Here is a 25,595-nt window from a genome sequence, read left to right as displayed (position 1 = left end):
CCCCCCACCCCCCCCCCCCCCCCCCCCCCCCCCCCCCCCCCCCCCCCCCCCCCCCCCCCCCCCCCCCCCCCCCCCCCCCCCCCCCCCCCCCCCCCGCCGTTCCTCAGCCTTCCGCCCGTGAACCGCCTGTTCAACGCCTGTCCGTGCGCTGTGGCACGGAAGTGACCGTTCCGCTACGGTGTCCGCGCGCGCCGTTCATGCTCCCGCGCGCCCCCGCTCCGGGAACTGGGATCCTCAGGCAGTGCATCCTTGTGGGTAGCCAGGACGGGGAATGTCGGGGGAGAGCAAGGGGGGAAGCGATGCCTCGTTGGAAAGACCTGCCCGAGGAACTGGACCCGCAGATCAAGGAGTTCACCAGCCAGGTGCGGCGGCTCGTGGACCGCAGTGGCATGAGCGTCGCGGCACTCGCCGACCGCACGGGCTACAGCAAGACGTCCTGGGAGCGTTACCTGGGCGGCAGGCTTCTCGCGCCCAAGGGCGCGGTCGTCGCGCTCGCCGAGGTCACCGGCACCAGCCCCGTGCATCTGACCACGATGTGGGAGCTGGCCGAACGCGCCTGGAGCCGGGCGGAGATGCGGCACGACCGCACCATGGAGGCGATCCGCATCTCCCAGGCGCGCGCCGCGCTCGGCGAGTTCGGGGCGGCGGAGGCGACCGGCGGCCCGTCCGGCCGCGGGGGCGGGAGCCTCGGCCCGGCCATGGGCATCGCCGGCCCGGCGGGCGTCTCCCCGACGATTCCCCCACAGCCGACGGCCCCTGACGCCGACGCCCGGGACCGCGTCGCCCGGGGCGGTGCGGGGCGTGGGCCGGCTGACCGTGACGGTGCGGGGCGTGGTCCGGCCGGCCGCGACGGGACCGGGCGTGGTCCGGCCGAGCGGGACGGCGCGGGCCGCCGTCCGGTCGACGGTGACGGTGCGGGGCGTGGTCCGGTCGACGGTGACGGTGCGGGGCGTGGTCCGGTCGATGGTGACGGTGCGGGGCGTGGTCCGGTCGATGGTGACGGTGCGGGGCGTGGTCCGGTCGACGGTGATGGGACCGGCCGCGGTCCGGTCGACGGTGACGGGACCGGGCGTGGGGGGACATCCGGCGGCAACTCATGGAAACTCGCCGGGTATCAGGGGCCGTCCCCGACGAGCGCCCGTCCCGGAACCGGGGGGCGCGCGGGTGCCGGCGCCGCCGACGCGAACGGTTCGCTGCCCGCCGCCTCACCCGGCGGCGCCGACCGGACCCCGGACACGCCGACCCCGTACGGCGGGCGGCAGCCCCAGGTAGCGGCCCCCCGGCCCGGCGGCGGCGCCCCGGCCCCGGCGAACGCCGGGCGGCAGCGGGTGATCATGTTCACCGCCGGGCTCGTCGGCGTGCTCGTCGTCATCGCGGCCGTCTTCTTCTTCACCCACCGGGGCGGCGCCCGGCACGGGAACGCCGCCAAGCGGCCGTCCCCGAGCGCCACCACGAACGCGAGCACGCCGCCCGGCGTCAAGTGCACCGGTTCCGCCTGCACGGGCAAGGACGCCGAGGCCATGGGGTGCAGCGGCGACCTGGTCACCACCGCCCGGACCGTCACCGTCGGCACCACCACCCTGGAGGTCCGCTACAGCAAGGCCTGCGGCACCGCCTGGGGCCGGATCACCGGCGCCGCCCAGGGCGACAAGGTCCAGATCACCGCCGGCAAGGTCCGGCAGAGCGGAGAGACCACCACCGTCGGCGACACCATCGCCTACACCCCGATGGTCGCCGTGAAGACCGCAGCGGAGGCCAAGGCCTGCGCGTTCCTCGCCTCCGGGCGGACGGGGTGCACCAAGTAACGGGGTGCGCGAAGCAGGCGGGTGAATTTCCGGAGGCGGGCGCATGGCGGGGCCGATCCTGGGCACGCGAGGAGTACCCCCACGGGAGTCCGGCAATCGGTACCCCCACTGGCGGCCGCTCCGTCCTCTCTCCCTCTCCCGGACGGGCGGCCGCCACTTCGTTCGGCCCGTGTCCGACCTGTGGGCTGATCCACACGGCCCCGGACGTCTCGCATGCCGGATGCGCGATAGCCTGACCGCTGGATCTCTCTTGACGCCAAGAGATCGATCATCCGCCCGGGGCAGGGACGCCCCACCGCCAGCTGTCATACGGAGAACGCCATGACCCGCACTCCCGTGAACGTCACCGTCACCGGCGCGGCCGGCCAGATCGGTTACGCCCTGCTCTTCCGCATCGCCTCCGGCCAGCTGCTCGGCGCGGACGTGCCGGTCAAGCTGCGCCTGCTGGAGATCACCCCGGCGCTCAAGGCCGCCGAGGGCACGGCCATGGAGCTGGACGACTGCGCCTTCCCGCTGCTGCAGGGCATCGACATCAGCGACGACCCGAACGTCGCCTTCGACGGCGCCAACGTAGCCCTCCTGGTGGGCGCCCGCCCGCGCACCAAGGGCATGGAGCGCGGCGACCTGCTGGAGGCCAACGGCGGTATCTTCAAGCCGCAGGGCAAGGCCATCAACGACCACGCCGCGGACGACATCAAGGTCCTCGTCGTCGGCAACCCGGCCAACACCAACGCCCTCATCGCCCAGGCCGCCGCGCCGGACGTGCCGGCCGAGCGCTTCACCGCGATGACCCGCCTGGACCACAACCGCGCGCTCACGCAGCTCGCGAAGAAGACGGGTTCGACGGTCGCCGACATCAAGCGGCTGACCATCTGGGGCAACCACTCCGCCACCCAGTACCCGGACATCTTCCACGCCACCGTCGCCGGCAAGAACGCGGCCGAGGCCGTGAACGACGAGAAGTGGCTGGCCGAGGACTTCATCCCGACCGTCGCCAAGCGCGGTGCCGCGATCATCGAGGCCCGCGGTGCCTCGTCGGCCGCCTCCGCCGCCAACGCCGCGATCGACCACGTGTACACGTGGGTCAACGGCACCGCCGAGGGCGACTGGGCCTCCATGGGTGTCCCGTCGGACGGTTCCTACGGCGTCCCGGAGGGCCTGATCTCCTCGTTCCCGGTCACCACCAAGGACGGCAGGTACGAGATCGTCCAGGGCCTGGACATCAACGAGTTCTCCCGCGCGCGCATCGACGCCTCCGTCAAGGAGCTGGAGGAGGAGCGCGAGGCGGTTCGCTCCCTGGGCCTCATCTGAGGTTCCCTAGACAGAGCAGCAAACGCTCGGCATCCCGCTGCGGGGTGCCGGGCGTTCGCCGTATGCGGGTCCGTCGTGGCTGGTCACGCAGTTCCCCGCGCCCTAGGGGGTTGCCGTGCCGTCTGCTTCACAGAGCGGCACCCCGCCGGTGCGGGCCGGCGAGCCGTACCCCGCCGCCACCAGCGCCGTGGCAGCCAGCACCACGAGCCCCGCCGTCCGCAGTGCCGGCCCCATGCCGTGCACCAGGTCGGTGTGGGCGGACAGGACCGTACCGGTGACGGCGACACCCAGCGCGGCCCCGGTTTCCCGGGCTGTCGTGCCGAGGCCCGAGCCCAGGCCCGCCTGGTGGGGCGGGAGGGACGTCACCACGCCCAGGGTCAGGGCCGGCATGGACAGTCCGGCGCCGGCGGAGATGACCAGGAGCCAGCAGACGAACACCGCGTAGGGGGTGTCCGCGCCGGCCGTGGACGCGCCGAGCAGGCCGAGACCGATCAGAGTGAGACCGGCGCCGATGACCGTCCGGGGCCGGTCTGACCAGCGGGTCGCCAGCTTCTGGGCGGCGGCCATCCCGAACACCAGCGGCAGGATCGCCACCCCGGTGACGGCGGCCCCGAAGCCCTTCACGCCCTGCAGGTACTGCGAGTTGACGAAGAACAGCGAGAACAGGCCGAAGAAGCCGGTGGCCGTGCCGAGGGAGGCCGCGCGCAGGCGGGCGGAGCCGAAGACGCGCGGGTCGAACAGCGGGGCGGGGGAGCGCAGGGCGTGCCGGGTGAAGGCGGCGACGAGCAGGGCGCCCGCCGCGAAGGCGCCGAGGATGCGGGCGGAGGTCCAGCCGTAGGCCGGGCCCTCGATGATGCCGAACAGGACCGCGACCAGGCCCGCCGTAAGGAGCAGCGTGCCGACCGGGTCCGGGTTGCTGCGGGCGGAGCGTTCGGTGCGCGGGACCGTGACCGAGGCGGCCACCGCCAGGACGACGGCGAGCGGGACCATCACCGCGAACAGGGCGCGCCAGGTGAGGAACTGGCCGGCCAGGCCGCCGCCCAGATTGCCCGCCGCGCCGCCCAGGCCGATCGACAGCGTCCAGGCGCCCATGGAACGGGCCCGGTGCTCGGGTGCGGACAGGTGCATCAGGATCGAGAGGGTGGCGGGTGTGATCAGTGCGGCTCCGGCGCCGGACAGGCCCCGCCCGGCTATCAGCACGGCCGGACCGGTCGCGAGCGCGCTGGTGGCGGCGCCCGCCGCGAACAGGGCGAGCCCGGTGAGCAGGGCGCCCTTGCGGCCGTACCGGTCGCCGAGCGCGCCGGCCGGGACGAGCAGGCCCGCGAAGACGATGACGTAGGCGTCGACCGTCCACAGGATCTCGGTGTGCGAGGGGTGCAGGGACGAGGAACCCAGCTGCGGGATGAGGAGGTTGATGGCGGCGACCATGCTCTGGGCGACCAGGACGCAGGCGCACAGCGCGAGCAGGGTGGGGCGTTTCAGGGCGTGCGCGGGCACGGCTCCTCCCGGGAGCTTCGGTGGGTGGTGTGGGATGCGCTCTCACCGTAGGCTCGCCGGTGACCTGCTTTCCAGTGCAACCTTTGCAAGGGATACCTGCACATGACGCAATCCAGCGGCCTGGACCTGAATCTGCTGGTCGCGCTGGACGTCCTGCTGGAGGAGCAGAGCGTGCAGGGCGCCGCCCACCGGCTGCATCTGTCGGAGCCCGCCATGAGCCGCACGCTCGGCCGGATCCGCAAGGCGCTTGGCGACCCGGTCCTGGTGCGCGCCGGACGCCGGATGGTGCCCACCCCGCACGCCCTGGCCGTGCGGGCCGAGGTGAGCGCGGTGGTGGAGCGGGCGCGGGCGCTGTTCGCGCCGGGCCGGGACACCGATCTGCGCACGGTGGCCCGCACGTTCACGATCCTCGGTCACGACGCGATCGCCGCCACCCACGGCGCCGCCCTCTTCGCCCGCGCGGCCCGCGAGGCCCCCGGCATCCGGCTGCGCTTTCTCTCCGAGAGCCATGTGGACGCCCCGTTCCTGCGTCAGGGCACCGCCGACCTGGAGGTCGGGGTGATCGACACGACCGCGCCCGAGGTGCATGTGGAGACGGTCTACGAGGAGCGCCTGCTGGGTGTCGTACGGCCGGGACACCCGCTGCTCGGCGGGGAGCTGACGCCCGAGCGGTTCGCCGGGGAGGCGGGACACCTGATCGTCTCCCGGCGCGGCAGGCAGCACGGGCCCATCGACGACGCGCTGGCCGAACTGGGCCTGGCCCGGCGCGTGGTGGGCAGTGTCGGCACCTACCCGGCCTCGCTGTTCGTGCTGCGCGAGACCGACCTGATCGGGCTGATCACCTCCTACGGCCGCCCGATGGCCGACACCCTCGGCCTGGTCACCTTCGAGGTCCCGCTCGAACTCCCCGCGGCCAGGGTGGGGTTCGCCTGGCACCCGCGCCACGACGCCGACCCCGCCCACGCCTGGCTGCGCGACTGCGTACGGGAGTTGATGACCGAGGCGTCGGCGGCGTCAGCCGGCTAGCCGCTTCTCGAACCAGTGGGCGGCGTGGACGTTGTCGTCGTAGCGCGGCATCTCGGTGTACCCGCACGCCCGGTACATCGCCCGCGCCTCGGTGAGCACGTCGTACGTGTCCAGGCGTACGACGCCCAGGCCGCGCTTCCGGGCCTCCCGCTCCAGTCCGTCGAGCAGCCGGCGCGCCAGGCCCAGCCGCCGGGCTTCCGGGCGCACCCACACATGCCGGATCTCGCCCGTCCCCGGCTCCAGTCGCCTCAGGGCCCCGCAGCCCACCGGCCGGCCCTCCTCGTACGCGACCAGGAAGGCGCCGGCGTCCCCGGTCACCTCCTCGGGGCGGACCAGGGAGCCCGGGTCGAAGCCCTCCGGGAAGCGTGCCTCGATGTCGGCCGCGTACGCCTGCAGGCACTGCCGGGCGTCGGGCGAGCCCCCGTCGACGGCCTCCACCGTGATTCCGGCCAGCCGCAGCAGGCGCTGCGCGGTGGCCAGCGCAGCGGTCAGCTCGGTCCGCTGGTCCGGGGTGAGCCTGTCGAGGAGGCCGGCGGCGAGAGCGTCGGCCCGCCGGTTCTGCTCATCGACCTCGGCGCGGCCGGCCGGGGTCAGCTCCACCCTCCGCAGCCGGTTGTCGTGCGGCGGCACGGCGACCCGGACCATCCCCTGCGCCTGCAGCGTCTTCGCCATCCGGCTGAGGTACCCGGCGTCCAGCCCGAGCCGGCTGCGGAGCTCCCGCAGGGAGACACCCTCGCCGATCTCGGACAGCAGCCGGGCTTCGCCGAGCGGCCGGTCCCGGCCCGGGCAGTGGTCGTCCAGTGCGCCGATACGGCGCGTGAAACAGCGGTTGAAACGGCGGAAGGCCGCGACCTCCTCCGCCGACGCCGACTCAGTCATCCTTTGACTTTAGTCAAAGGAACGGGAAGAGGTCCATGGCTTCCTGATCCTCGCGCCCGGCACTCGCCGAGGGGTTTGTCCGTTTTTCGGCCGTCTTTTCAGTGATGCGGCGCACTTTCGGCCATCGATTGCGCATGCGACCGGAGGCCCCGGGGCAGGCGGTGACGGTCCCCGACCGTGACACGTCTGTGACACAGGGGTGCTGAACAGGAACGGAAGGCAATACCGATCATGGCGGACAGAACCGAACGACAGGCCCAGGCGACCATCCACGCGGGAGGCGAGTGGCTGGAAGCGATCTCCGGCGCGACGCGCGAGATCCTCGACCCCGCGGACGCCCGGCCGTTCGCCGTGGTCGCCGAGGGCGACGAGAAGGATGCCGAGCGTGCCGTGGGCGCCGCGCGGCAGGCCTTCGACCACGGCCCCTGGCCCGGCACCCCCGTCGCCGAGCGCGCCGCGCTGCTGCGCCGCGTCGCCGACCTCCTCGTACGCGACCGCGACGACCTGGGCCTGCTGGAGAGCCGGGACGCGGGCAAGACCGCCGAGGAGGGCCGGGTCGACATCGACTGTGTCGCCGACGCCTTCCGCTACTTCGCCGACCTGGTCGCCGCCGAGGCCCCGGGCCGGGTGGTCGACGCCGGCTCGCCCGACGTCCACAGCGTCGTCGTCCACGAACCGGTCGGCGTCTGCGCGCTGATCACCCCCTGGAACTACCCCCTCCTCCAGGCCAGCTGGAAGATCGCCCCGGCGCTCGCCGCCGGCAACACCTTCGTGATCAAGCCCAGCGAGATCACCCCGATGACCACCATCGCGCTGATCGAGCTGCTGGCCGAGGCGGGCCTGCCCGCCGGGGTGGCCAACATCGTCACCGGCCCCGGCCACACCGTCGGCGCCCGGCTCGCCGAACACCCCGGCGTCGACCTGGTCTCCTTCACCGGTGGCCTGGTCAGCGGCACCAAGGTGGCCCAGGCCGCCGCCCCGACCGTGAAGAAGGTCGCCCTCGAACTCGGCGGCAAGAACCCCAACGTCGTCTTCGCCGACGCCTGCGCCACCGAGGAGGGCTTCGACACCGCCGTCGACCAGGCCCTCAACGCCGCCTTCATCCACAGCGGCCAGGTCTGCTCCGCCGGCGCCCGGCTCATCGTCGAGGAGTCGGTCCGGGAGCGCTTCGTCGCCGAACTCGCCCGCCGGGCACAGCGGATCAGGCTCGGTCGGGGCACCGAGGACGGCGTCGAGTGCGGTCCGCTCGTCTCCGAGCAGCAGCGCGCCAAGGTCGAGGCGCACGTCGCCGGCGCGCTCGAGGAGGGCGCCGTCCTGCGCTGCGGCGGCAAGCGCCCCGAGCCGTCACCCGAGCGCCCCGAGTCCGGCTACTTCTACGAACCGACCGTCCTCGACGCCTGCCACCGCGAGATGACCGTCGTACGCGAGGAGGTGTTCGGCCCGGTCCTCACCGTCGAGACCTTCCGCACGGAGGAGGAGGCGGTGTTCCTCGCCAACGACACCGAGTACGGCCTCGCCGGCGCCGTGTGGACCACCGACCCCGGCAGGGCCCGCCGCGTCGCCGGCCGGCTGCGCCACGGCACCGTCTGGATCAACGACTTCCACCCCTACCTGCCACAGGCGGAGTGGGGCGGCTTCGGCAAGAGCGGCACCGGCCGCGAACTGGGGCCCGCAGGACTCGCCGAGTACCGCGAGACCAAGCACGTCTACCAGAACCTCGCGCCCAAGCCGGTGCGCTGGTTCGCCGGCTGAGCCTCATCCCTCGCGCCGGCTGAGCCCCGCCTCTGTTCCCACGCCCGTCCCACGCCGTGGTTTCCACCCCTCTGGAGTAGTACCCCCATGTCCCACACCCCTCACGTCTACGACTACGTCGTCATCGGCGGCGGCACCGCAGGCTCCGTCATCGCCTCCCGCCTCACCGAGAACCCCGACGTCACCGTCGCCGTCATCGAGGGCGGGCCGAGCGACGTCGGCCGCGACGACGTCCTCACCCTGCGCCGCTGGATGGGCCTGCTCGGCGGCGAACTCGACTACGACTACCCGACGGTGGAGCAGCCGCGCGGCAACTCCCACATCCGGCACAGCCGCGCCCGCGTTCTCGGCGGCTGCTCCTCGCACAACACCCTCATCTCCTTCAAGCCGCTGCCGTCCGACTGGGACGAGTGGGAGGAGGCCGGCGCCAAGGGCTGGGGTGCCGTCCCCATGGAGGCCTACTTCGCCCGCCTGAAGAACAACATCGTCTCCGTCGACGAGAAGGACCGGAACGCCATCGCCCGCGACTTCGTCGACGCGGCCCAGTCGGCACTCGGGGTACCCCGCGTCGAGGGCTTCAACCGCAAGCCGTTCACCGAGGGCGCCGGCTTCTTCGACCTCGCCTACCACCCCGAGAACAACAAGCGGTCCTCGGCGTCGGTGGCGTATCTGCACCCGGTGATGGACGAGCGGCCCAACCTGACCATCCTGCTGGAGACCTGGGCGTACAAGCTGGAGCTGAACGGCACCCGCGCCGAGGGCGTCCACGTGCGCACCAAGGACGGCGGGGAACTGCTGATCCGCGCCCGCAGCGAGGTCGTGCTGTGCGCGGGCGCCGTCGACTCCCCGCGCCTGCTGCTGCACTCGGGCATCGGCCCGCGCGAGGACCTGGAGGCCCTCGGCATCCCCGTCGTGCACGACCTGCCGGGCGTCGGCGAGAACCTGCTCGACCACCCCGAGTCGGTCATCGTCTGGGAGACCCACGGCCCGATCCCGGAGAACTCCGCGATGGACTCCGACGCCGGTCTGTTCGTGCGCCGCGACCCCGAGAGCCCGGGCCCGGACCTGATGTTCCACTTCTACCAGATCCCGTTCACGGACAACCCCGAGCGACTGGGCTACGAGCGGCCGGAGTTCGGGGTGTCCATGACCCCGAACATCCCCAAGCCGAAGAGCCGCGGCCGGCTGTACCTGACCAGCGCCGACCCGTCCGTGAAACCCGCCCTGGACTTCCGGTACTTCACCGACGAGGATGACCACGACGGCCGGACCCTCGTCGACGGCATCCGCATCGCCCGTGAGATCGCGAAGACCGAGCCCCTCGCCGGCTGGCTCAAGCGCGAGGTCTGCCCCGGCCCCGAGGTCCTCGGCGACGCCGAGCTGAGCGAGTACGCCCGCAAGGTCGCGCACACCGTCTACCACCCGGCCGGCACCTGCAAGATGGGTGCCACCGACGACGAACTCGCCGTCGTCGACCCTGAGTTGAAGATCCGCGGCCTCGACGGCATCCGCATCGCCGACGCGTCCGTGTTCCCGACCATGCCCGCCGTGAACCCGATGATCGGGGTGCTCATGGTCGGGGAGAAGGCCGTCGAACTGATCGGAGGTGACGCCTGATGGCGCTCACTGTTCCCACCCGCAAGCCGCCCACCACGACCGAGCCCGTCTTCTCCGTGTCCGGCCTGTGGAAGGTCTTCGGCCCCAAGCCGGAGCGGATTCCCGCCGACCCTGACCTCAGCACGCTGGACCCGGCCGACCTGCGCGCCCGCACGGGCTGCACGGCGGCCGTCCGGGACGTCTCCTTCGACGTCCGCAAGGGCGAGGTCTTCGTGGTCATGGGCCTGTCCGGCTCCGGCAAGTCCACCCTCGTCCGCTGCCTCACCCGCCTCATCGAACCCACCGCCGGCACCATCGCCATCGACGGCGAGGACGTCCGCGCGATGGACAAGGCCCGCCTGCGCGAACTGCGCCGGCACCGGACCGCCATGGTCTTCCAGCACTTCGGCCTGCTCCCGCACCGCACGGTCCTCGACAACGTGGCCTACGGTCTGGAGATCCAGGGGGTCGGCAAGGCCGAACGGCGCGAACGGGCCGCCCGGATCGTCGCCAAGGTCGGCCTGGAGGGCATGGAGCACCGCCGTCCCGGCCAGCTGTCGGGCGGCCAGCGCCAGCGCGTGGGCCTGGCCCGCGCCCTGGCCGTCGACCCCGAGGTCCTCCTCTTCGACGAGCCGTTCAGCGCCCTTGACCCGCTCATCCGGCGCGACATGCAGGACGAGGTGGTCCGCCTGCACCGCGAGGAGGGCCGCACGATGGTCTTCATCACCCACGACCTCACCGAGGCCCTGAAACTCGGCGACCGCATCGCCCTGATGCGCGACGGCCGGGTCGTCCAGCTCGGCACCCCGGAGGAGATCGTCGGCTCCCCGGCCGACGACTACGTCCGCGAGTTCGTCCGGGACGTGCCGCGCGAACAGGTGATGACCTGCCGCACGGCCATGCGCCCCGCCTCCGCGGAGGACACGGCGAACGGCCCGGCGGTCCGTCCGGAAGCCACGGTGGCCGAGGCGATCGAGGCGGTGGCCCGGGCCGGCGAACCGGCCCGCGTGATGGACGAGGGCCGCTGCCTCGGCGTGGTGGACTCGGATGCGCTTCTGGGAGTGGTCGCGGGAACGACCGTAGCGACGGCGGACGATGACGGAGCCGGCGTACCCGCCGGCTCTGCGGGCAGTCGTGCCGCTGGGGCGGCGCCCGTCCCGCCGGCAGCGGCACCCGGCAAGCGCCGGCCAGCGAATCCACCCGCCCCCCGCACCAGCCCGGAAGAACCCGGTACCGGCCCGGAGGACGCCCGCCCCCGCCCGGAGGGCCCCCGCACCAGCCCGGAGGCCGTCTGATGGCAACCCTCAGTCTCCCGACCGCCGGTACCGGCAAACCCGGCCTCCTCAAGAGCCGAGCCGCGGGCAAACTCCTCCTGCTCGCCCTCTTCGCCGCGATCCTGGCCCCCTGGGCCGCCACCCACTGGCCCGGCGCCAGCTGGCCCCACGCGCTGACCGTCAGCCTCGACAAACCCCTCGCCACGGCCAGCGACTGGGTCATCGACAACCGGGACAGCCACCCGCTGTTCCTCTACTTCTTCGGCTACATCAGCAACGCGGTCGTCCTGTCCGTACGAGCCGTCTACGTCACCCTGCTCGCCGCGGGCTGGACCGGCGTCACGGCATTCGGCGCCCTGGTCGCCTGGCGCGTCGCCGGCCCCCGCCTGGCCGCCGGCACGGCGATCGCCTTCCTGGCCTGCGGCGCCCTGGGCATGTGGGTCCCGACCATGCAGACCCTCGCGCTGATGGTCGTGGCGGTCCTCGCCTCGGTGGTCGTCGGCGCGCTGCTCGGTCTCGCCGCCGGCCTCTCCGACCGCCTGGACCGCGCCCTGCGCCCGGTCCTGGACACGATGCAGGTGCTCCCGGCCTTCGCCTACCTCCTTCCCGTCGTCCTGGTCTTCGGCATCGGCGTTCCCGCGGCCGTGCTCGCCACCGTCGTGTACGCCGCCCCGCCGATGGCCCGTCTCACCGCGCTCGGCCTGCGCGGCGCCGACCCCGAGGTCCTGGAGGCCGTGGAGTCGCTCGGCGCGACCCGACGCCAGCGGCTGCTGACCGCCCGTATCCCCCTGGCCCGTGGAGAACTCCTCCTCGGCCTCAACCAGACGATCATGATGGCGCTGTCCATGGCCGTCATCGCCTCGGTCATCGGCGCCGGCGGCCTCGGCGACCGCGTCTACCAGGCGCTCTCCTCGGTCGACGTGGGCCAGGCCCTCGCCGCCGGCATCCCGATCGTGCTGCTGGCGATCGTGCTGGACCGGGTGACCGCAGCCGCCGGGGCCGGCGGAGCGGCCGGCGGCAGCGGGGGCACGCGCACCCGCGCCGTCGGCTGGCCCTACGCCCTCGCCGTCACCGTGGCCGTCGCCCTGGCCGCCCGTCTCCTCGGCCGCCTCGACTGGCCCACCGGCTGGACCGTGAACATCGCCGAACCGGTCGACCGCGCCGTCGACTGGATGACCAACCACCTCTACTCCGGCGTCCCGGTCATCGGGGGTACGGCCGACTGGGCGGGCCACTTCACCACCTGGGTCCTGGACCCCGTCCGCGGCGGCCTGCAGTGGCTGCCCTGGTGGTCGGTGCTGCTGATCGTCGCCGCCCTGGCCTGGTCGATCGGCACCTGGCGCACCGCCCTGACCGCCGTACTCGCCATGGCCGCGATCGGTGTGCTCGGGGTGTGGGGACCGGCCCTCGACACGCTCTCCCAGGTGCTGGCCGCGGTCGCCGTCACCCTGGTCCTCGGGTTCGCGACCGGCATCGCCGCCGCCCGCAGCGACCGCGTCGAACGCGCCCTGCGCCCGGTCATGGACGTGTTCCAGACCATGCCCCAGTTCGTGTACCTGATCCCGGTCGTCGCCCTGTTCGGCGTGGGCCGTGCCCCCGCCGTCGCCGCGGCCGTCGTCTACGCCCTGCCGGCCGTCGTCCGGATCACCGCGCAGGGTCTGCGCCAGGTCGACCCGGCCGCGCTGGAGTCGGCGCGCTCGCTCGGCGCGACCGGACGCCAGCAGCTGTGGCAGGTGCAGCTGCCGCTCGCCAGGCGGTCGCTGCTGCTCGCCGTCAACCAGGGCGTGGTCCTGGTCCTCGCCGTCGTCATCATCGGCGGCCTGGTCGGCGGCGGCGCCCTCGGCTACAACGTCGCCTTCGGACTCGCCCAGGGCGACCTGGCGACCGGTCTGGTGGGCGGTGCCGCGATCGTCTGCCTGGGCCTGATGCTCGACCGGGTGACCCAGCCGACGGAACGACGCACGAGGAAGGGAGCCTGACATGCGACGTCGTACGACCGTCCTGACCGCGACCGCCGTAGCGGGCTCGCTGGCGCTGCTCACCGGCTGCGGCGCCGCCGACATGACCAAGCAGGCCAGCCCGTTCGCCAACGCCCGGGGCTCGAAGACGGTCACGCTGTCCGTGCAGTCCTGGGTGGGCGCGCAGTCCAACGTGGCCGTCGCCCAGTACCTGCTGGAACACAAGCTGGGCTACCGCGTGGACACCGTCCAGGTCGACGAGGTGCCCGCCTGGGACGCGCTCAGCCAGGGCCGGGTCGACGCCATCATGGAGGACTGGGGGCATCCGGACCAGGAGAAGCGGTACGTCGAGGACAAGAAGACCATCGCCCACGGCGGCGACCTCGGCGTGACCGGTCACATCGGCTGGTTCGTGCCGACGTACCTCGCCAAGCAGCACCCCGACATCACGAACTGGCAGAACCTCAACAAGTACGCCTCCCTCTTCCGCACCGCGGAGAGCGGCGGCAAGGGCCAGCTGATGGACGGCTCCCCGTCGTACGTCACCAACGACAAGGCCCTGGTGAACAACCTGAAGCTGGACTACCAGGTCGTCTTCGCCGGTTCCGAGGCGGCGCAGATCACCCAGATGAAGCAGTTCGCCAAGGAGAAGAAGCCCTTCCTGACCTACTGGTACGCACCCCAGTGGCTGTTCGAGAAGGTCCCCATGACGGAGGTGAAGCTGCCGCCGTACAAGGACGGCTGCGACGCGGACGCGGCGAAGGTCGCCTGCTCCTACCCGCACACCCCGCTGCAGAAGTACCTCAACGCGGACTTCGCCAGATCCGGCGGCAAGGCGGCGGCCTTCCTGAAGAAGTTCAGGTGGACGACCGAGGACCAGAACGAGGTCTCCCTGATGATCGCCGACCAGAAGCTGTCGCCCCAGGACGCGGCGAAGAAGTGGGTGGACAGCCACCCCTCCGTGTGGAAGCGGTGGCTGTCCTGAACGCTCTCACTGTGTGAGGGAGCCGGCGATCTCCGTCAGTGCGGCGGTCGCCCTGCGCTGCAGTCCCGGTCCGAACGTGATGCGGGTGGCCCCGAGTTCGCCGAGTTCGGCGGGTGAGGGGCCGCCCGCGTCCAGGCGGGCGAACGCGTTCAGCGGGCCCTGGATCCCGGCCCGCAGCAGGGGCAGCACGTCCGTCGGGGCGAGGATCGGGTAGACGCAGTCGGCGCCCGCCGCCACATACAACGCTGCCCGCTCGATGGCCCGTTCGGGGTCCTTGTCGCCGTGCACGAAGATGTCGACGCGGGCGTTGACGAACAGCAGGTCGGCGGCGGCCGCGCGCACCTCGGCGAGGAACTCGGCCTGCTCGCGCGGGTCCTTGAGGACACCCCCGTCGGAGTCCTCAAGGTTGCAGCCGACGGCGCCCGCCTCCAGCAGCCGTTCCACCAGCTCCTTCGGCGGAAGCCCGTACCCGCCCTCGACGTCCGCCGACACCGGCACGTCCACCGCCCGCGTGATCCGGGCGACCGCGGCGAACATCTCGTCGGCCGGGGTGGCCCCGTCCGCGTACCCGAGCGAGGCGGCCACCCCGGCGCTCGGCGTGGCCAGCGCCGGGAACCCGGCCTCCGCGAAGACGCGCGCACTCGCCGCGTCCCAGGGGCCGGGCAGGACGAGCGGATCGCCCTGGGGGCGCCGCAGATGCAGCGCACGGAAAACGTCCACGTTCCTCACGACCGGTGACCTCCAGGCTCGTTCACGGCTGGTACCCCCCTGGAGGAACACGGCGGCTGACCATCAGGCGGTTCCAGGAGTTGATGACGGTGATCAGGCCGATGAGATGGGCGAGTTCGGACTCGTCGAAGACCTTGGCGGCGCGGTCGTACACCTCGTCGGGCACAAAGCCCTCCGACAAAACGGTGACCGCCTCGGTCAGCGCCAGCGCGGCGCGCTCCCGTTCGCTGTAGAGGTCCTCGGCCTCCTCCCAGGCGTTGAGGAGCTGGATCCGGTCCTCCGGCTCCCCGTTCTTCCGGGCCGCCTTCAGATGCATGTCGAGACAGAAGGCGCAGTGGTTGATCTGCGAGGCGCGGATCATGACCAGCTCGGCGAGTACCGGATCACCTAGCCCCTTCTTCGCGGCCGCGCTGAGCGCGGACATCGCCTGTCCGACCTCGCGGTCCAGCAGCTGGGTACGGCTCACTTGTGCTGCCCCGCCTGGTAGTGGCCGGGCACCGCGCGGGTGGTCACACCGAACCGGTTCCAGGCGTTGATCACCGTGATCCCGGCGATCAGCTGCGCCAGCTCGGCCTCCTCGAAGTGCCTGGCGGCCTTCTCGTACACCTCGTCCGGCACGAAGCCCTCCGTGAGCACGGTGATCGCCTCGGTCAGCTCGATCGCCGCCAGCTCCTTCTCGGTGTAGAAGTGCTTCGACTCCTCCCAGGCGCTGAGCTGCACGATCCGCTGGACGCTCTCGCCGGCCGCCAGCGCGTCCTTGGTGTGCATGTCGAGGCAGATCGCGCAGTGGTTGATCTGCGAGGCGCGGATCCTCACCAGCTCGTACAGCTTGGGGTCCAGGCCCTGCCCGGCCGCCGCGTCGAGCCGGATCATCGCCTTGTAGACCTCGGGGGCGTGCTGGGCCCACCGCATGCGGGGGGCGTGCTCGGGTGCGTACTCATCGGTCTTCCGGGTGCTGACGTCTGTGCTCATGCCCTCGACCCTAGGAGCGAGGCAGCCCAGGAGTATGGTCCATTCCCATGGTGGAATCCTGGGCCACTCTGGGCGTCGACCTGCATCTCGAACCGGCCGGCGCGGGCGGTCTGCGCCGGGGCCTGACCGACGCCCTGCGGGAGGCCGTCCGCACCGGCCGCCTCGCCGCCGGCACCCGGCTGCCCTCCTCCCGCTCTCTCGCCGCCGACCTCGGCATCGCCCGCAACACCGTCGCCGAGGCCTACACGGACCTGGTGGCGGAGGGCTGGCTCACCGCCCGGCAGGGCTCCGGCACCCGGGTGGCGGAGCTGGCGGCGACCCCGCCCCCCGGCAGGGGCGCGGGGCCCCGTCACCCGGAACCCGCCCGTCCGACGTACAGCCTCCTGCCCGGCGCCCCCGACCTCGCCGCCTTCCCGCGCACCGAGTGGCTCAAGGCCGCCCGTCGCGCCCTGACGACCGCCCCGTACCACGCCCTCGGCTACGGCGACCCGCGCGGCCGGCCCGAACTGCGCACCGCCCTCGCCGGATACCTCGCACGGGTGCGCGGCGTCCGCGCCGACCCCGAGACCGTGCTGATCACCTCCGGCTTCGCGCACGCCCTGCGCATCGTCGGCGCGGTCCTCGCGGCGCGCGGGGTGCGCACGGTGGCGGTCGAGTCGTACGGCCTCGACGCCTACCGGAGTCTGCTCCAGCGGTCCGGCCTCACCACACCCGCCCTCCCCTACGACGGACTCGGCACGGACCCCCGGGTGCCGGACGGCGCCGGCGCGGTGCTGCTGACCCCCGCCCACCAGTTCCCCATGGGCACACCCCTGCACCCCGAACGGCGGGCCGCCGTGATCGACTGGGCGCGGCGCACCGACGCCGTGATCCTGGAGGACGACTACGACGGCGAGTTCCGCTACGACCGCCAGCCCGTCGGCGCCCTCCAGGGCCTCGACCCCGACCGTGTGATCTACTTCGGCACCGCCAGCAAGTCCCTGGCCCCCGGACTGCGGCTGGGCTGGACGGTGCTGCCGCCGGCCCTCGCGGAGGAGGCGGCCTCGGCCAAGGGCGGCACCGACACCGTGGGGGCGCTCGAACAGCTCACTCTCGCCGAGTTCATCACCTCCGGCGCGTACGACCGGCACGTCCGCTCGTCCCGGCTGCGTTACCGGCGCCGCCGCGACGCCCTCGCCGCGTCCGTGACCGCCCGCGCGCCCGAGGTGACGGTCACCGGTATCGCCGCCGGCCTCCACGCGCTGCTGCGGTTGCCCGCGGGCATGGAACGGTCGGTGATCCAGGCCGCGGCCTGGCAGGGCCTCGCCCTCCACGGCCTGTCCCTCCACCGCCACCCCGAGGCCGTCGCCGACCCACTGGACGCCCTGGTCGTGGGCTACGCGACACCGCCGGACAGCGCGTGGGCGGGGGCCCTGGACGCGTTGTGCAGGGTGTTGCCGTAGGACACCGGCCCGTGTCGCGTCCGGTTCACGCCGACGGCATCCAGGGCGCGAGGTCGTCGCGCCATCCCTCGAAGTGCTCCAGGGCGACGCTCAGACGGGAGTCCTTCGCACGGTAGAGGGCGCCGATGACCTGGTGCGGGTCGACGGCCGGGAGAAGGGACTCGCCTTCCTCCCGGAGGAATCCCCGGGTGGGGGCCTTCCGCGTCGGGTGCTCCAGGAGGCGACCTCAGCCTTCCTCGGCCACCACCGGCGCCTCACCGAACCGCGCCAGCAGCAGTGCCCCCGCCACGGCCACAGCGAACCCGAGCAACGCCAGCCAGGTCAGCCCCTCCCGCGTGCGGTCGCCGAGCCACACCACGCCGACCGCCGCCGGGCCGATCGTCTCGCCGATCACCAGGCCGGCGGTGGCGGTCGTCACGGACCCCCGCTGGAGGGCCGAGGTCAGCAGGATGAAGGCGGCGCCTCCGCCGATCAGCAGGGCGTAGGACGCCGGGTTGGTGAGCAGCTTCGCGGGGGCCAGGCTGTCGATCAGGCGGACCGAGACCTCCACGACCCCGAACCCGCATCCGGCCCCGAGTCCGAGTACCAGTGCCCGCCCCGGCCCGCTCAGCCGACCGCCCGCGAAGGCGAGCAGCAGTATCCCGGCCGCCACGGCGAGCATCACGTAAGCCAACGCCTCCGAGCCCCCCTCCTCGCCCTCCGGCCCGGACGCCAGCCCCAGCATCGCCAGCCCGGCGCACACCACGGCCACCGCGCTCCACTCGGTGCCGCTCAGCCGCACCCGCAGAAGGCGCGCCGCCACCACCGCGGTCACCGCCAGACTCGACGCCAGGGCCGCGCCGACCGCGTAGATCGGAAGGGACCGCAGCGCGGCGATCTGGAAGACGAAGCCGAGCCCGTCCAGCGCGAGTCCGGCCATGTACCGCCACTGCCTGAGCGCACGCAGCAGCAGTGCCGCCTCGCCACCCCCACCTGTACCGGCCTCTCGCGTGGCCACTGCCTGCAACACCGTCGCGGTGCCGAAGCAGACCGCCGCGCCAAGGGCGCACACCATTCCAAAGAGCACAAAGGGACTCTAGGAGAGGGCCGACCCGGACACCCACTGCGGTCCCCCCTCTTACCGTTCTCTAGTCTGAACCGACAGTCAGATGAGCACATGGGGGAGACGTCATGAGGGAGAACTCGCGCCGCCGGCTGCGCTCCGGCACGGTCGTCCTGGGCGGAGTGGGTCTGCTGGCCGCCGCCCTGACCGCCTGTTCGTCCGAACCGGACAAGCGCTGCGTCGACCGCGGCAGCTACAACCTCGCCAAGGGATACAAGATCGTCTCCGACAGGAACTGCAAGTCGGCCAAGGCGTCCGTGAACGGCGCCTGGTACTACGGCGGCACGAAGAAGGGCTCCTGGGTGGACGGCGGTTCCTTCACCAAGCCCCGCAAGGGCTCCGGCTCCGGCGGCTCCTCCGGCGGCGGCACCGGGGTCCACCGCGGCGGCTTCGGCGGCAGCGGCCACGGCAGCTCCGGCGGCTGACCGGCCACCGGACCGGAGACCGCCGTATGGAACGCCTCACCACCACCCCCCGCCCGGGCTGGCAGCACACCGTCGAGGAACAGGGACTCGTCTACCCCCTCACCCGCCACCCCGACGGTTCCCTGCGCCCCTACTGGGACGAGAGCGCCTACTACGTCTTCACCCTGGACGAGATCGAGGCGCTGGAGGAGACCGTCGAGGAACTGCACCGCATGTGCCTCGCGGCCGCCGAGCACATCGTCGCGCAGGACCGGCTCGCCGACCTCGGCATCACCGACCCGCGCCTGGCCGCCGCAGTCACCGAGGCCTGGCAGCGCCGCGCCGAACTCCCCTCCCTCTACGGCCGGTTCGACCTGCGCTACGACGGCACCGGCCCGGCCAAGCTCCTGGAGTACAACGCCGACACCCCGACCTCACTGGTCGAGGCCGCCTCGCCCCAGTGGTTCTGGATGGAGGACCGCTTCCCCGGCGCCGACCAGTGGAACTCCCTGCACGAACGCCTCGTCGAGGGCTGGCGGACGCAGGCCGCGCTGCTCCCACCGGGCAGCCCCCTGCACTTCGCGCACTCCTCGGCCGACGAACTCGGCGAGGACCTGATGACGGTCGCCTATCTCAAGGAGACCGCCGAACAGGCCGGCCTCGACACCGACTGGCTCTCCATGGAGGAGATCGGCTGGGACGGCCTCTCCGGCCGCTTCGTCGACAACCAGCTCCGGTTCATCCGCAGCATCTTCAAGCTCTACCCCTGGGAGTGGCTCACCACCGACGCCTTCGGCGGGCACGTCCTGGACACCCTCGACAACGGCGGCGGCACCGGCAGCACCCTGTGGATCGAACCCGCCTGGAAGATGCTGCTCAGCAACAAGGCCCTGCTGGCCGTCCTCTGGGAGCTGTACCCCGGCCACCCCAACCTCCTGCCCGCCTACCTCGACGGCCCCCGCGAGCTGGCCTCCTCACCCGGTTACGTCGCCAAACCCCTCCTCGGCCGCGAGGGCGAGGGCGTCACCGTGCACCAGCCGGGCGCCCCGGCCCTGCTCCGCGACGAGCCCTGCTGCTACCAGCAACTCGCCCCGCTGCCCGCCTTCGACGGCAACCACGTCGTCCTCGGCGCCTGGGTCGTCCACAAGGAGCCGGCCGGCCTCGGCATCCGCGAGTCCTCCGGCCTGATCACCGACGGGTACGCCCGCTTTCTGCCCCACGTGATCCTCTAGTCCCGGGCCCCTCCTCCCGGACAGCCTCCTCCTCCCGGGGAATCAGACGTTCAGCACCGCCCTGAGCTGCTCCAGCCCCCAGTCCAGGTCGTCCTCACCGATCACCAGCGGCGGAGCGATCCGTACCGTGTGGCCGTGGGCGTCCTTCACCAGCACCCCGCGGTCCATCAGCCGCTCCGACACCTCCCGGCCCGTACCGGCCCTCGGCGCGATGTCCACGCCCGCCCACAGCCCGCGCCCGCGCACCGCCGTCACCGCGCCCGTGGCCGGCAGCGCCGCCAGCGCCCGGTGCATCCGCTCGCCGAGCCGGGCCGCCCGCGCCTGGAACTCGCCCGTCCGCAGCATCCCGATCACCTCCAGCGCCACCGCACAGGCCAGCGGATTCCCGCCGAACGTCGACCCGTGCTCGCCCGGCCGGAACACCCCGAGCACCTCCGCGCTCGACACCACCGCCGACACGGGCACGATCCCCCCGCCCAGCGCCTTGCCCAGCACGTACATGTCCGGCACCACCCCCTCGTGCTCGCACGCGAAGGTCCGCCCGGTCCGGCCGAGACCGGACTGGATCTCGTCGGCGACGAAGAGCACGTTCCGCTCGCGCGTCAGCTCCCGGACGGCCGGCAGATAGCCGGCCGGCGGCACGATCACCCCGTTCTCCCCCTGGATCGGCTCCAGCAGCACCGCGACGGTGTTCTCCGTCAGCGCCTCCCGCATCGCGGTCAGATCGCCGTACGGCACGATCTGGAACCCCGGCGTGTACGGCCCGAAGTCGGCCCGGGCCTCCGGGTCGGTCGAGAAACTGATGACCGTCGTCGTCCGCCCGTGGAAATTGCCGCCCGCGACCACGATCTTCGCCATCTCCCCGGGCACCCCCTTCACCCGGTACCCCCACTTCCGGGCCGTCTTCACCGCACTCTCCACCGCCTCCACGCCGGTGTTCATCGGCAGCACCATCTCCATCCCGCACAGCTCGGCGAGCTCCGTGCAGAACGCCGCGAACCGGTCGTGCAGGAAGGTGCGGGACGTCAGCGTCACCCGCTCCAGCTGCGCCTTCGCCGCCTCGATCAGCCGCCGGTTGCCGTGCCCGAAGTTGAGCGCCGAGTAACCGGCCAGCAGATCCAGATACCGCCGCCCCTCCACATCCGTCATCCACGCCCCCTCCGCCGTGGCCACGACGACCGGCAGCGGACGGTAGGTGGGCGCACAGTGCGCTTCGGCGGCGGCGATGTGGTCTTCTGCAGCGGTCATGGCCTCTCCCGGAGACGACGACAACACGACGGGGACACGACGGTGGCCTCCTTCCTACCGTCGCTCGCATGGTGGACGCGGGATCTGCGCCCCACGGCGCGCCCGGTAGGCTGATCAGCGGGCCGTGACTGGCGCGCTGGGATGGGACGGACCATCGGGGAGCGGCCCTAGCGGGAAAGAGTGCCGTGCGCCTGGGCCGAACGTGAACGCTGTACGCACGCCGTCCGGAGGTCCTCATGCCAGAGCAGCAGCCCCTCTCCACCGAGTCCACCGCCTTCCGTGCCGCCCTTGACGTCATCCGCGCCGTCGAACCCCGGGTCGCGGATGCCATCGGCCAGGAGGTCCACGACCAGCGCGAGATGCTCAAGCTGATCGCCTCCGAGAACTACGCCTCCCCGGCCACCCTCCTGGCGATGGGCAACTGGTTCAGCGACAAGTACGCCGAGGGCACCGTCGGCCGCCGCTTCTACGCCGGCTGCCGCAACGTCGACACCGTGGAGTCGCTGGCCGCCGAGCACGCCCGTGAACTCTTCGGCGCCCGCCACGCCTACGTCCAGCCGCACTCCGGCATCGACGCCAACCTCGTCGCCTTCTGGGCCGTCCTCGCCGACCGGGTCGAGGTCCCCTTCCTGGAGAAGACCGGCGTCCGCCAGGTCAACGACCTCTCCGAGGCCGACTGGGCCGAGCTGCGCCAGGCCTTCGGCAACCAGCGCATGCTCGGCATGTCCCTGGACGCCGGCGGCCACCTCACCCACGGCTTCCGCCCGAACATCTCCGGCAAGATGTTCGACCAGCGCTCCTACGGCACCGACCCGGCCACCGGCCTCATCGACTACGAGGCCCTGCGCGGCCAGGCCCGCGAGTTCAAGCCGCTGATCATCGTCGCCGGCTACTCCGCCTACCCGCGGCTGGTGAACTTCCGGATCATGCGCGAGATCGCCGACGAGGTCGGAGCGACCCTGATGGTCGACATGGCCCACTTCGCGGGCCTCGTCGCCGGCAAGGTCCTCACCGGCGACTTCGACCCGGTCCCGCACGCCCAGATCGTCACCACGACCACCCACAAGTCGCTGCGCGGCCCGCGCGGCGGCATGGTCCTGTGCGACGACTCCCTCAGGGACCAGGTCGACCGCGGCTGTCCGATGGTCCTCGGCGGGCCGCTGCCGCACGTCATGGCCGCCAAGGCCGTCGCCCTCGCCGAGGCGCGGCAGCCCGCCTTCCAGGACTACGCCCAGCGGATCGTCGACAACTCCCGCGCCCTGGCCGAGGGCCTCATGCGGCGCGGTGCCACCCTGGTCACCGGCGGTACGGACAACCACCTCAACCTGATCGACGTGGCCACCTCCTACGGCCTCACCGGCCGCCAGGCCGAAGCGGCCCTCCTGGACTCCGGGATCGTCACCAACCGCAACGCCATCCCGGCCGACCCCAACGGCGCCTGGTACACCTCCGGCATCCGCATCGGCACCCCCGCCCTGACCACCCGGGGCCTGGGCACCGCCGAGATGGACGAGGTCGCCGGCCTCATCGACCGCGTCCTCACCACCACCGAGCCGGGCACCACCAAGTCGGGCGCCCCCTCCAAGGCGGCTCACGTACTGGACGAGAAGGTCGCCCAGGAGATCGCCCAGCGGGCCACGGACCTGGTCGCCGGCTTCCCGCTGTATCCGCAGGTCGACCTCGGCTGACAACTCCGCAAGGGACAGCCAACCCGAAGGGGCGCGGGGAACTGCGCGAGCAACCGCAGACGACCCGCAGTCCGCCGCGCCCCGTAACCATCCCCCACCTCACCGGCCGATCGCACCCTCAGCCGATGAGAGAATGGGCAACATGGCCACTGCTGATCGCCCCCGCGTGCTCTCCGGTATCCAGCCCACCGCCGGCTCGTTCCACCTCGGCAACTACCTCGGTGCCGTCCGTCAGTGGGTGGCCCTGCAGGAGTCCCACGACGCGTTCTACATGGTCGTCGACCTGCACGCGATCACGGTCCCGCAGGACCCGAAGGACCTGCGTGCCAACACCCGGCTCGCCGCGGCCCAGCTGCTGGCCGCCGGTCTGGACCCGGACCGCTGCACCCTCTTCGTCCAGAGCCACGTGCCCGAGCACGCCCAGCTCGCGTGGGTCATGAACTGCCTCACCGGTTTCGGCGAGGCGAGCCGCATGACCCAGTTCAAGGACAAGTCCGCCAAGCAGGGCGCCGACCGCGCCTCCGTCGGCCTCTTCACGTACCCGGTCCTGCAGGTCGCCGACATCCTGCTGTACCAGGCGAACGAGGTGCCGGTCGGCGAGGACCAGCGCCAGCACATCGAGCTGACCCGTGACCTGGCCGAGCGCTTCAACGGCCGCTTCGGTGAGACCTTCGTGATCCCGTCGCCGTACATCCTCAAGGAGACGGCGAAGATCTACGACCTCCAGGACCCGTCGATCAAGATGAGCAAGTCGGCGTCCACGCCGAAGGGCCTGATCAACCTGCTCGACGAGCCGAAGACCACGGCCAAGAAGGTCAAGAGCGCCGTCACCGACACCGACACCGTGATCCGCTACGACGTGGAGAGCAAGCCGGGCGTCAGCAACCTGCTCACCATCTACTCGACCCTCACCGGCCAGTCGGTCGCGGAGCTGGAGCGCGACTACGAGGGCAAGATGTACGGCGCCCTCAAGACCGACCTCGCCGAGATCATGGTCGATTTCGTGACGCCGTTCCGCGAGCGCACCCAGCAGTACCTGGACGACTCCGAGACCCTCGACTCGATCCTGGCCAAGGGCGCGGAGAAGGCGCGCGCGGTCGCCGCGGAGACGCTCGCGCAGGCCTACGAGCGGGTGGGTTTCCTGCCGGCGAAGCACTGACGAGCGCCGGGCGCACCCAGGCGTACGACCGCACACCCGTCCGACCGGGCAGAGCGCTGCACATCACTTCCGGTGCGCCTGCCCACAGGACAGTCATGGCCGTACAGTCGATAGCCGACGGCAGAGAAGAATCCGGCGGCTGAGCAGAAAACAGACACGGGAACACGGGCACGACGACAGGAGACGACGTGGGGACCGTAACGATCGGCGTGTCGATCGCGGTCCCGGAGCCCTACGGCAGCCTGCTCCAGGAGCGGCGCGCGGGCTTCGGCGACGCCGCGGCTCACGGCATCCCCACGCACGTCACACTGCTGCCGCCGACGGAGGTCGACGAGGCGGCGCTGCCGGCCGTCGAGGCGCACCTCACCGAAGTGGCCGCGGTGGGCCGGCCGTTCCCGATGCGGCTGTCCGGCACCGGCACGTTCCGTCCGCTGTCCCCGGTGGTCTACGTCCGCGTCGTCCAGGGCGACGAGGACTGCACCCTGCTGCAGCAGCGGGTGCGGGACGCGTCCGGGCCGGTCGCGCGCGACCTGCAGTTCCCGTACCACCCGCATGTCACCGTCGCGCACGGGATCGACGAGGCGGCGATGGACCGGGCCTTCGAGGAGCTGGCCGGCTTCGACGCACAGTGGCCGTGCACGGGTTTCGCTCTGTACGAGCAGGGTGCGGACGGGGTGTGGCGGAAGCTGCGGGAGTTCACGTTCGGCGGGTCCGTGGTTCCGCCCCAGGCCGGTGCGCTCCGTGGGCTGGGGCGCAGTAGCGCGGTGTCGTAGCGGCGGTCACCGTGGCAGTCTCCTGAAAAGCGCCCTCGGCGTGTGCCTCAACGCGGACATCACCAGCCGTAGCGCTCCCGGTACCCACACCACCTCCGACCGTCTGCGCAGGCCCAGTTCGATGGCCGTGGCCACCGCCTCCGGGGTCGTCGTGAGGAGTCCCCCGGGCTCCTCCGCCCCCGCCGCCCGGACATCTCCGGGCCGTACGACCATCACGTGCACCCCCGTGCCGTGCAGCGCGTCGCCGAGGCCCTGGGCGAAGGTGTCGAGGCCGGCCTTGCTGGAGCCGTAGATGAAGTCGGCGCGGCGGGCCCGCTCGCCGGCGACCGAGGTCAGGACCACGAGGGAGCCGTGGCCCTGGCCCTGCAGGGCGCGGGCGGCGACCAGGCCGGCACAGACGGCTCCGGTGTAGTTGGTCTGGGCGACCTGGACGGCGCGTACCGGGTCGCGCTCGTCGTGGGCCTGGTCGCCGGGGATGCCGAAGGCGAGCAGCACCAGGTCGATGCCGCCCTCGGCGAAGACCTTGCCGATGACGGTCTCGTGGGACTCGGGGTCGAGGGCGTCGAAGGCGACGGTGCGGACGTCCGCGCCGAGCGCGCGCAGGCCCTCGGCGGCCTGTTCCAGGCCCGGCGAGGGGCGGCCCGCCAGCCACACCGTGCGGGTGCGGCGGGCGATCAGCCGGCGCGCGGTGGCCAGCGCGATCCCGGACGTGCCGCCGAGGACGAGCAGGGACCGGGGGAGACCGAAGGCGTCCTTCACATCA

Annotated in this window: 22 protein-coding genes and 1 riboswitch; of the genes, 14 read left to right on the top strand and 8 right to left on the bottom strand. The window is 72.3% G+C overall.

All coding sequences use genetic code 11. The annotated features are described in order from the left end of the window. The first annotated feature begins 299 nt into the window (after positions 1-299). On the top strand, positions 300-1,805 hold the full coding sequence (locus ACZ7GZ_RS16385) for a helix-turn-helix domain-containing protein (protein ID WP_471024636.1): 1,506 nt from the start codon (positions 300-302) through the stop codon (positions 1,803-1,805). A gap of 321 nt (positions 1,806-2,126) precedes the next feature. Continuing rightward, positions 2,127-3,116 carry a malate dehydrogenase gene (locus ACZ7GZ_RS16380; RefSeq protein WP_471024634.1) on the top strand — a complete coding sequence of 330 codons (990 nt, stop codon included), beginning with the start codon at positions 2,127-2,129 and terminating at the stop codon, positions 3,114-3,116. Positions 3,117-3,218: 102 nt separating this feature from the next. Here ACZ7GZ_RS16380 and ACZ7GZ_RS16375 read toward each other — a convergent pair whose 3' ends face one another. Continuing rightward, positions 3,219-4,613, bottom strand: a complete 1,395-nt coding sequence (locus tag ACZ7GZ_RS16375) for an MFS transporter (RefSeq protein WP_471024633.1) — start codon at positions 4,611-4,613, stop codon at positions 3,219-3,221. Between the two features lie 102 nt (positions 4,614-4,715). On the opposite strand from ACZ7GZ_RS16375, the gene ACZ7GZ_RS16370 reads away from it, so the two are divergent. Next, positions 4,716-5,639, top strand: coding sequence for a LysR family transcriptional regulator (locus tag ACZ7GZ_RS16370; protein ID WP_471024631.1), 924 nt, complete (start codon positions 4,716-4,718; stop codon positions 5,637-5,639). On the opposite strand, the gene ACZ7GZ_RS16365 is transcribed toward ACZ7GZ_RS16370, so the two are convergent. Continuing rightward, entirely contained in the window at positions 5,628-6,518 is an 891-nt protein-coding gene (locus tag ACZ7GZ_RS16365) for a GNAT family N-acetyltransferase (RefSeq protein WP_471024629.1), read from the bottom strand. The two genes, ACZ7GZ_RS16370 and ACZ7GZ_RS16365, sit on opposite strands and share 12 nt — an antisense overlap. Before the next feature lie 231 nt (positions 6,519-6,749). On the opposite strand from ACZ7GZ_RS16365, the gene ACZ7GZ_RS16360 reads away from it, so the two are divergent. From ACZ7GZ_RS16360 to ACZ7GZ_RS16340, 5 genes are all read left to right on the top strand, one after another. Further along, positions 6,750-8,270, top strand: a complete 1,521-nt coding sequence (locus ACZ7GZ_RS16360) for an aldehyde dehydrogenase family protein (protein ID WP_471024627.1) — start codon at positions 6,750-6,752, stop codon at positions 8,268-8,270. An 87-nt stretch (positions 8,271-8,357) separates the two neighbouring features. After that, positions 8,358-9,887, top strand: a complete 1,530-nt coding sequence (locus tag ACZ7GZ_RS16355) for a GMC family oxidoreductase (protein WP_471024626.1) — start codon at positions 8,358-8,360, stop codon at positions 9,885-9,887. Next, positions 9,887-11,161 carry a quaternary amine ABC transporter ATP-binding protein gene (locus ACZ7GZ_RS16350; protein ID WP_471024625.1) on the top strand — a complete coding sequence of 425 codons (1,275 nt, stop codon included), beginning with the start codon at positions 9,887-9,889 and terminating at the stop codon, positions 11,159-11,161. Before ACZ7GZ_RS16355 ends, ACZ7GZ_RS16350 begins: the two co-directional genes overlap by 1 nt. Beyond that, a complete protein-coding gene (locus ACZ7GZ_RS16345) occupies positions 11,161-13,119 on the top strand; it encodes an ABC transporter permease (protein ID WP_471024624.1) in 1,959 nt (652 codons plus the stop codon). The genes ACZ7GZ_RS16350 and ACZ7GZ_RS16345 overlap by 1 nt, the downstream gene beginning before the upstream one ends. 1 nt (position 13,120) lies before the next feature. Then, positions 13,121-14,083 (top strand): ABC transporter substrate-binding protein, encoded by a 963-nt coding sequence (locus ACZ7GZ_RS16340; protein ID WP_471024623.1) that lies wholly within the window; start codon positions 13,121-13,123, stop codon positions 14,081-14,083. 6 nt (positions 14,084-14,089) lie between these two features. On the opposite strand, the gene ACZ7GZ_RS16335 is transcribed toward ACZ7GZ_RS16340, so the two are convergent. Genes ACZ7GZ_RS16335 through ACZ7GZ_RS16325 form a run of 3 tightly spaced genes read right to left on the bottom strand, consistent with a single transcriptional unit; the run spans position 14,090 to position 15,784 of the window. Beyond that, complete coding sequence (locus ACZ7GZ_RS16335; protein ID WP_471024622.1) at positions 14,090-14,812, bottom strand: isocitrate lyase/PEP mutase family protein; 723 nt, start codon at positions 14,810-14,812, stop codon at positions 14,090-14,092. A gap of 22 nt (positions 14,813-14,834) precedes the next feature. Next, a complete protein-coding gene (locus ACZ7GZ_RS16330; protein ID WP_471024621.1) occupies positions 14,835-15,278 on the bottom strand; it encodes a carboxymuconolactone decarboxylase family protein in 444 nt (147 codons plus the stop codon). After that, on the bottom strand, positions 15,275-15,784 hold the full coding sequence (locus tag ACZ7GZ_RS16325; RefSeq protein ID WP_471024620.1) for a carboxymuconolactone decarboxylase family protein: 510 nt from the start codon (positions 15,782-15,784) through the stop codon (positions 15,275-15,277). Before ACZ7GZ_RS16325 ends, ACZ7GZ_RS16330 begins: the two co-directional genes overlap by 4 nt. 47 nt (positions 15,785-15,831) lie before the next feature. On the opposite strand from ACZ7GZ_RS16325, the gene pdxR reads away from it, so the two are divergent. Beyond that, on the top strand, positions 15,832-17,226 hold the full coding sequence (pdxR, locus tag ACZ7GZ_RS16320) for a MocR-like pyridoxine biosynthesis transcription factor PdxR (RefSeq protein WP_471024619.1): 1,395 nt from the start codon (positions 15,832-15,834) through the stop codon (positions 17,224-17,226). Between the two features lie 226 nt (positions 17,227-17,452). Here pdxR and ACZ7GZ_RS16315 read toward each other — a convergent pair whose 3' ends face one another. Next, positions 17,453-18,280: a DMT family transporter gene (locus ACZ7GZ_RS16315; RefSeq protein WP_471024618.1), complete on the bottom strand. Its 828-nt coding sequence runs from the start codon at positions 18,278-18,280 to the stop codon at positions 17,453-17,455. Between the two features lie 116 nt (positions 18,281-18,396). On the opposite strand from ACZ7GZ_RS16315, the gene ACZ7GZ_RS16310 reads away from it, so the two are divergent. After that, positions 18,397-18,753 (top strand): hypothetical protein, encoded by a 357-nt coding sequence (locus ACZ7GZ_RS16310; protein WP_471024616.1) that lies wholly within the window; start codon positions 18,397-18,399, stop codon positions 18,751-18,753. A gap of 26 nt (positions 18,754-18,779) precedes the next feature. Next, positions 18,780-19,964 (top strand): glutathionylspermidine synthase family protein, encoded by a 1,185-nt coding sequence (locus ACZ7GZ_RS16305; RefSeq protein WP_471024615.1) that lies wholly within the window; start codon positions 18,780-18,782, stop codon positions 19,962-19,964. 42 nt (positions 19,965-20,006) lie between these two features. Here the strand turns inward: ACZ7GZ_RS16305 and rocD are convergent, their stop codons facing one another. Next, on the bottom strand, positions 20,007-21,212 hold the full coding sequence (gene rocD / locus ACZ7GZ_RS16300; RefSeq protein WP_471024613.1) for an ornithine--oxo-acid transaminase: 1,206 nt from the start codon (positions 21,210-21,212) through the stop codon (positions 20,007-20,009). A gap of 114 nt (positions 21,213-21,326) precedes the next feature. Then, a riboswitch (ZMP/ZTP riboswitch) is annotated at positions 21,327-21,416 on the top strand. A 32-nt stretch (positions 21,417-21,448) separates the two neighbouring features. On the opposite strand from rocD, the gene ACZ7GZ_RS16295 reads away from it, so the two are divergent. From ACZ7GZ_RS16295 to ACZ7GZ_RS16285, 3 genes are all read left to right on the top strand, one after another. Then, positions 21,449-22,900: a glycine hydroxymethyltransferase gene (locus ACZ7GZ_RS16295; protein ID WP_471024612.1), complete on the top strand. Its 1,452-nt coding sequence runs from the start codon at positions 21,449-21,451 to the stop codon at positions 22,898-22,900. Positions 22,901-23,042: 142 nt separating this feature from the next. Then, positions 23,043-24,059, top strand: a complete 1,017-nt coding sequence (gene trpS, locus ACZ7GZ_RS16290; protein WP_471024610.1) for a tryptophan--tRNA ligase — start codon at positions 23,043-23,045, stop codon at positions 24,057-24,059. A 188-nt stretch (positions 24,060-24,247) separates the two neighbouring features. Continuing rightward, positions 24,248-24,832, top strand: a complete 585-nt coding sequence (locus ACZ7GZ_RS16285; RefSeq protein ID WP_471024608.1) for a 2'-5' RNA ligase family protein — start codon at positions 24,248-24,250, stop codon at positions 24,830-24,832. 6 nt (positions 24,833-24,838) lie between these two features. On the opposite strand, the gene ACZ7GZ_RS16280 is transcribed toward ACZ7GZ_RS16285, so the two are convergent. Further along, positions 24,839-25,591 (bottom strand): SDR family NAD(P)-dependent oxidoreductase, encoded by a 753-nt coding sequence (locus ACZ7GZ_RS16280; RefSeq protein WP_471024607.1) that lies wholly within the window; start codon positions 25,589-25,591, stop codon positions 24,839-24,841. Positions 25,592-25,595 lie beyond the last annotated feature (4 nt).

The organism is Streptomyces sp. NPDC037288 (assembly GCF_055603265.1).
Note: the sequence above shows the minus strand (reverse complement) of the source record. Positions and strands in the feature narration are given on the sequence as shown.

Bases quoted from the DNA above. Each gene is read 5' to 3' on its own strand.
- ACZ7GZ_RS16345 (WP_471024624.1), top strand. From the start codon at position 11,161: ATGGCAACCCTCAGTCTCCCGACCGCCGGTACCGGCAAACCCGGCCTC.
- ACZ7GZ_RS16355 (WP_471024626.1), top strand. From the start codon at position 8,358: ATGTCCCACACCCCTCACGTCTACGACTACGTCGTCATCGGCGGCGGC.
- ACZ7GZ_RS16365 (WP_471024629.1), bottom strand. From the start codon at position 6,518: ATGACTGAGTCGGCGTCGGCGGAGGAGGTCGCGGCCTTCCGCCGTTTC.
- ACZ7GZ_RS16295 (WP_471024612.1), top strand. From the start codon at position 21,449: ATGCCAGAGCAGCAGCCCCTCTCCACCGAGTCCACCGCCTTCCGTGCC.
- ACZ7GZ_RS16360 (WP_471024627.1), top strand. From the start codon at position 6,750: ATGGCGGACAGAACCGAACGACAGGCCCAGGCGACCATCCACGCGGGA.
- rocD (WP_471024613.1), bottom strand. From the start codon at position 21,212: ATGACCGCTGCAGAAGACCACATCGCCGCCGCCGAAGCGCACTGTGCG.
- ACZ7GZ_RS16305 (WP_471024615.1), top strand. From the start codon at position 18,780: ATGGAACGCCTCACCACCACCCCCCGCCCGGGCTGGCAGCACACCGTC.
- ACZ7GZ_RS16340 (WP_471024623.1), top strand. From the start codon at position 13,121: ATGCGACGTCGTACGACCGTCCTGACCGCGACCGCCGTAGCGGGCTCG.
- ACZ7GZ_RS16350 (WP_471024625.1), top strand. From the start codon at position 9,887: ATGGCGCTCACTGTTCCCACCCGCAAGCCGCCCACCACGACCGAGCCC.
- ACZ7GZ_RS16310 (WP_471024616.1), top strand. From the start codon at position 18,397: ATGAGGGAGAACTCGCGCCGCCGGCTGCGCTCCGGCACGGTCGTCCTG.
- trpS (WP_471024610.1), top strand. From the start codon at position 23,043: ATGGCCACTGCTGATCGCCCCCGCGTGCTCTCCGGTATCCAGCCCACC.
- pdxR (WP_471024619.1), top strand. From the start codon at position 15,832: ATGGTGGAATCCTGGGCCACTCTGGGCGTCGACCTGCATCTCGAACCG.
- ACZ7GZ_RS16380 (WP_471024634.1), top strand. From the start codon at position 2,127: ATGACCCGCACTCCCGTGAACGTCACCGTCACCGGCGCGGCCGGCCAG.
- ACZ7GZ_RS16370 (WP_471024631.1), top strand. From the start codon at position 4,716: ATGACGCAATCCAGCGGCCTGGACCTGAATCTGCTGGTCGCGCTGGAC.
- ACZ7GZ_RS16325 (WP_471024620.1), bottom strand. From the start codon at position 15,784: ATGAGCACAGACGTCAGCACCCGGAAGACCGATGAGTACGCACCCGAG.
- ACZ7GZ_RS16385 (WP_471024636.1), top strand. From the start codon at position 300: ATGCCTCGTTGGAAAGACCTGCCCGAGGAACTGGACCCGCAGATCAAG.
- ACZ7GZ_RS16315 (WP_471024618.1), bottom strand. From the start codon at position 18,280: ATGGTGTGCGCCCTTGGCGCGGCGGTCTGCTTCGGCACCGCGACGGTG.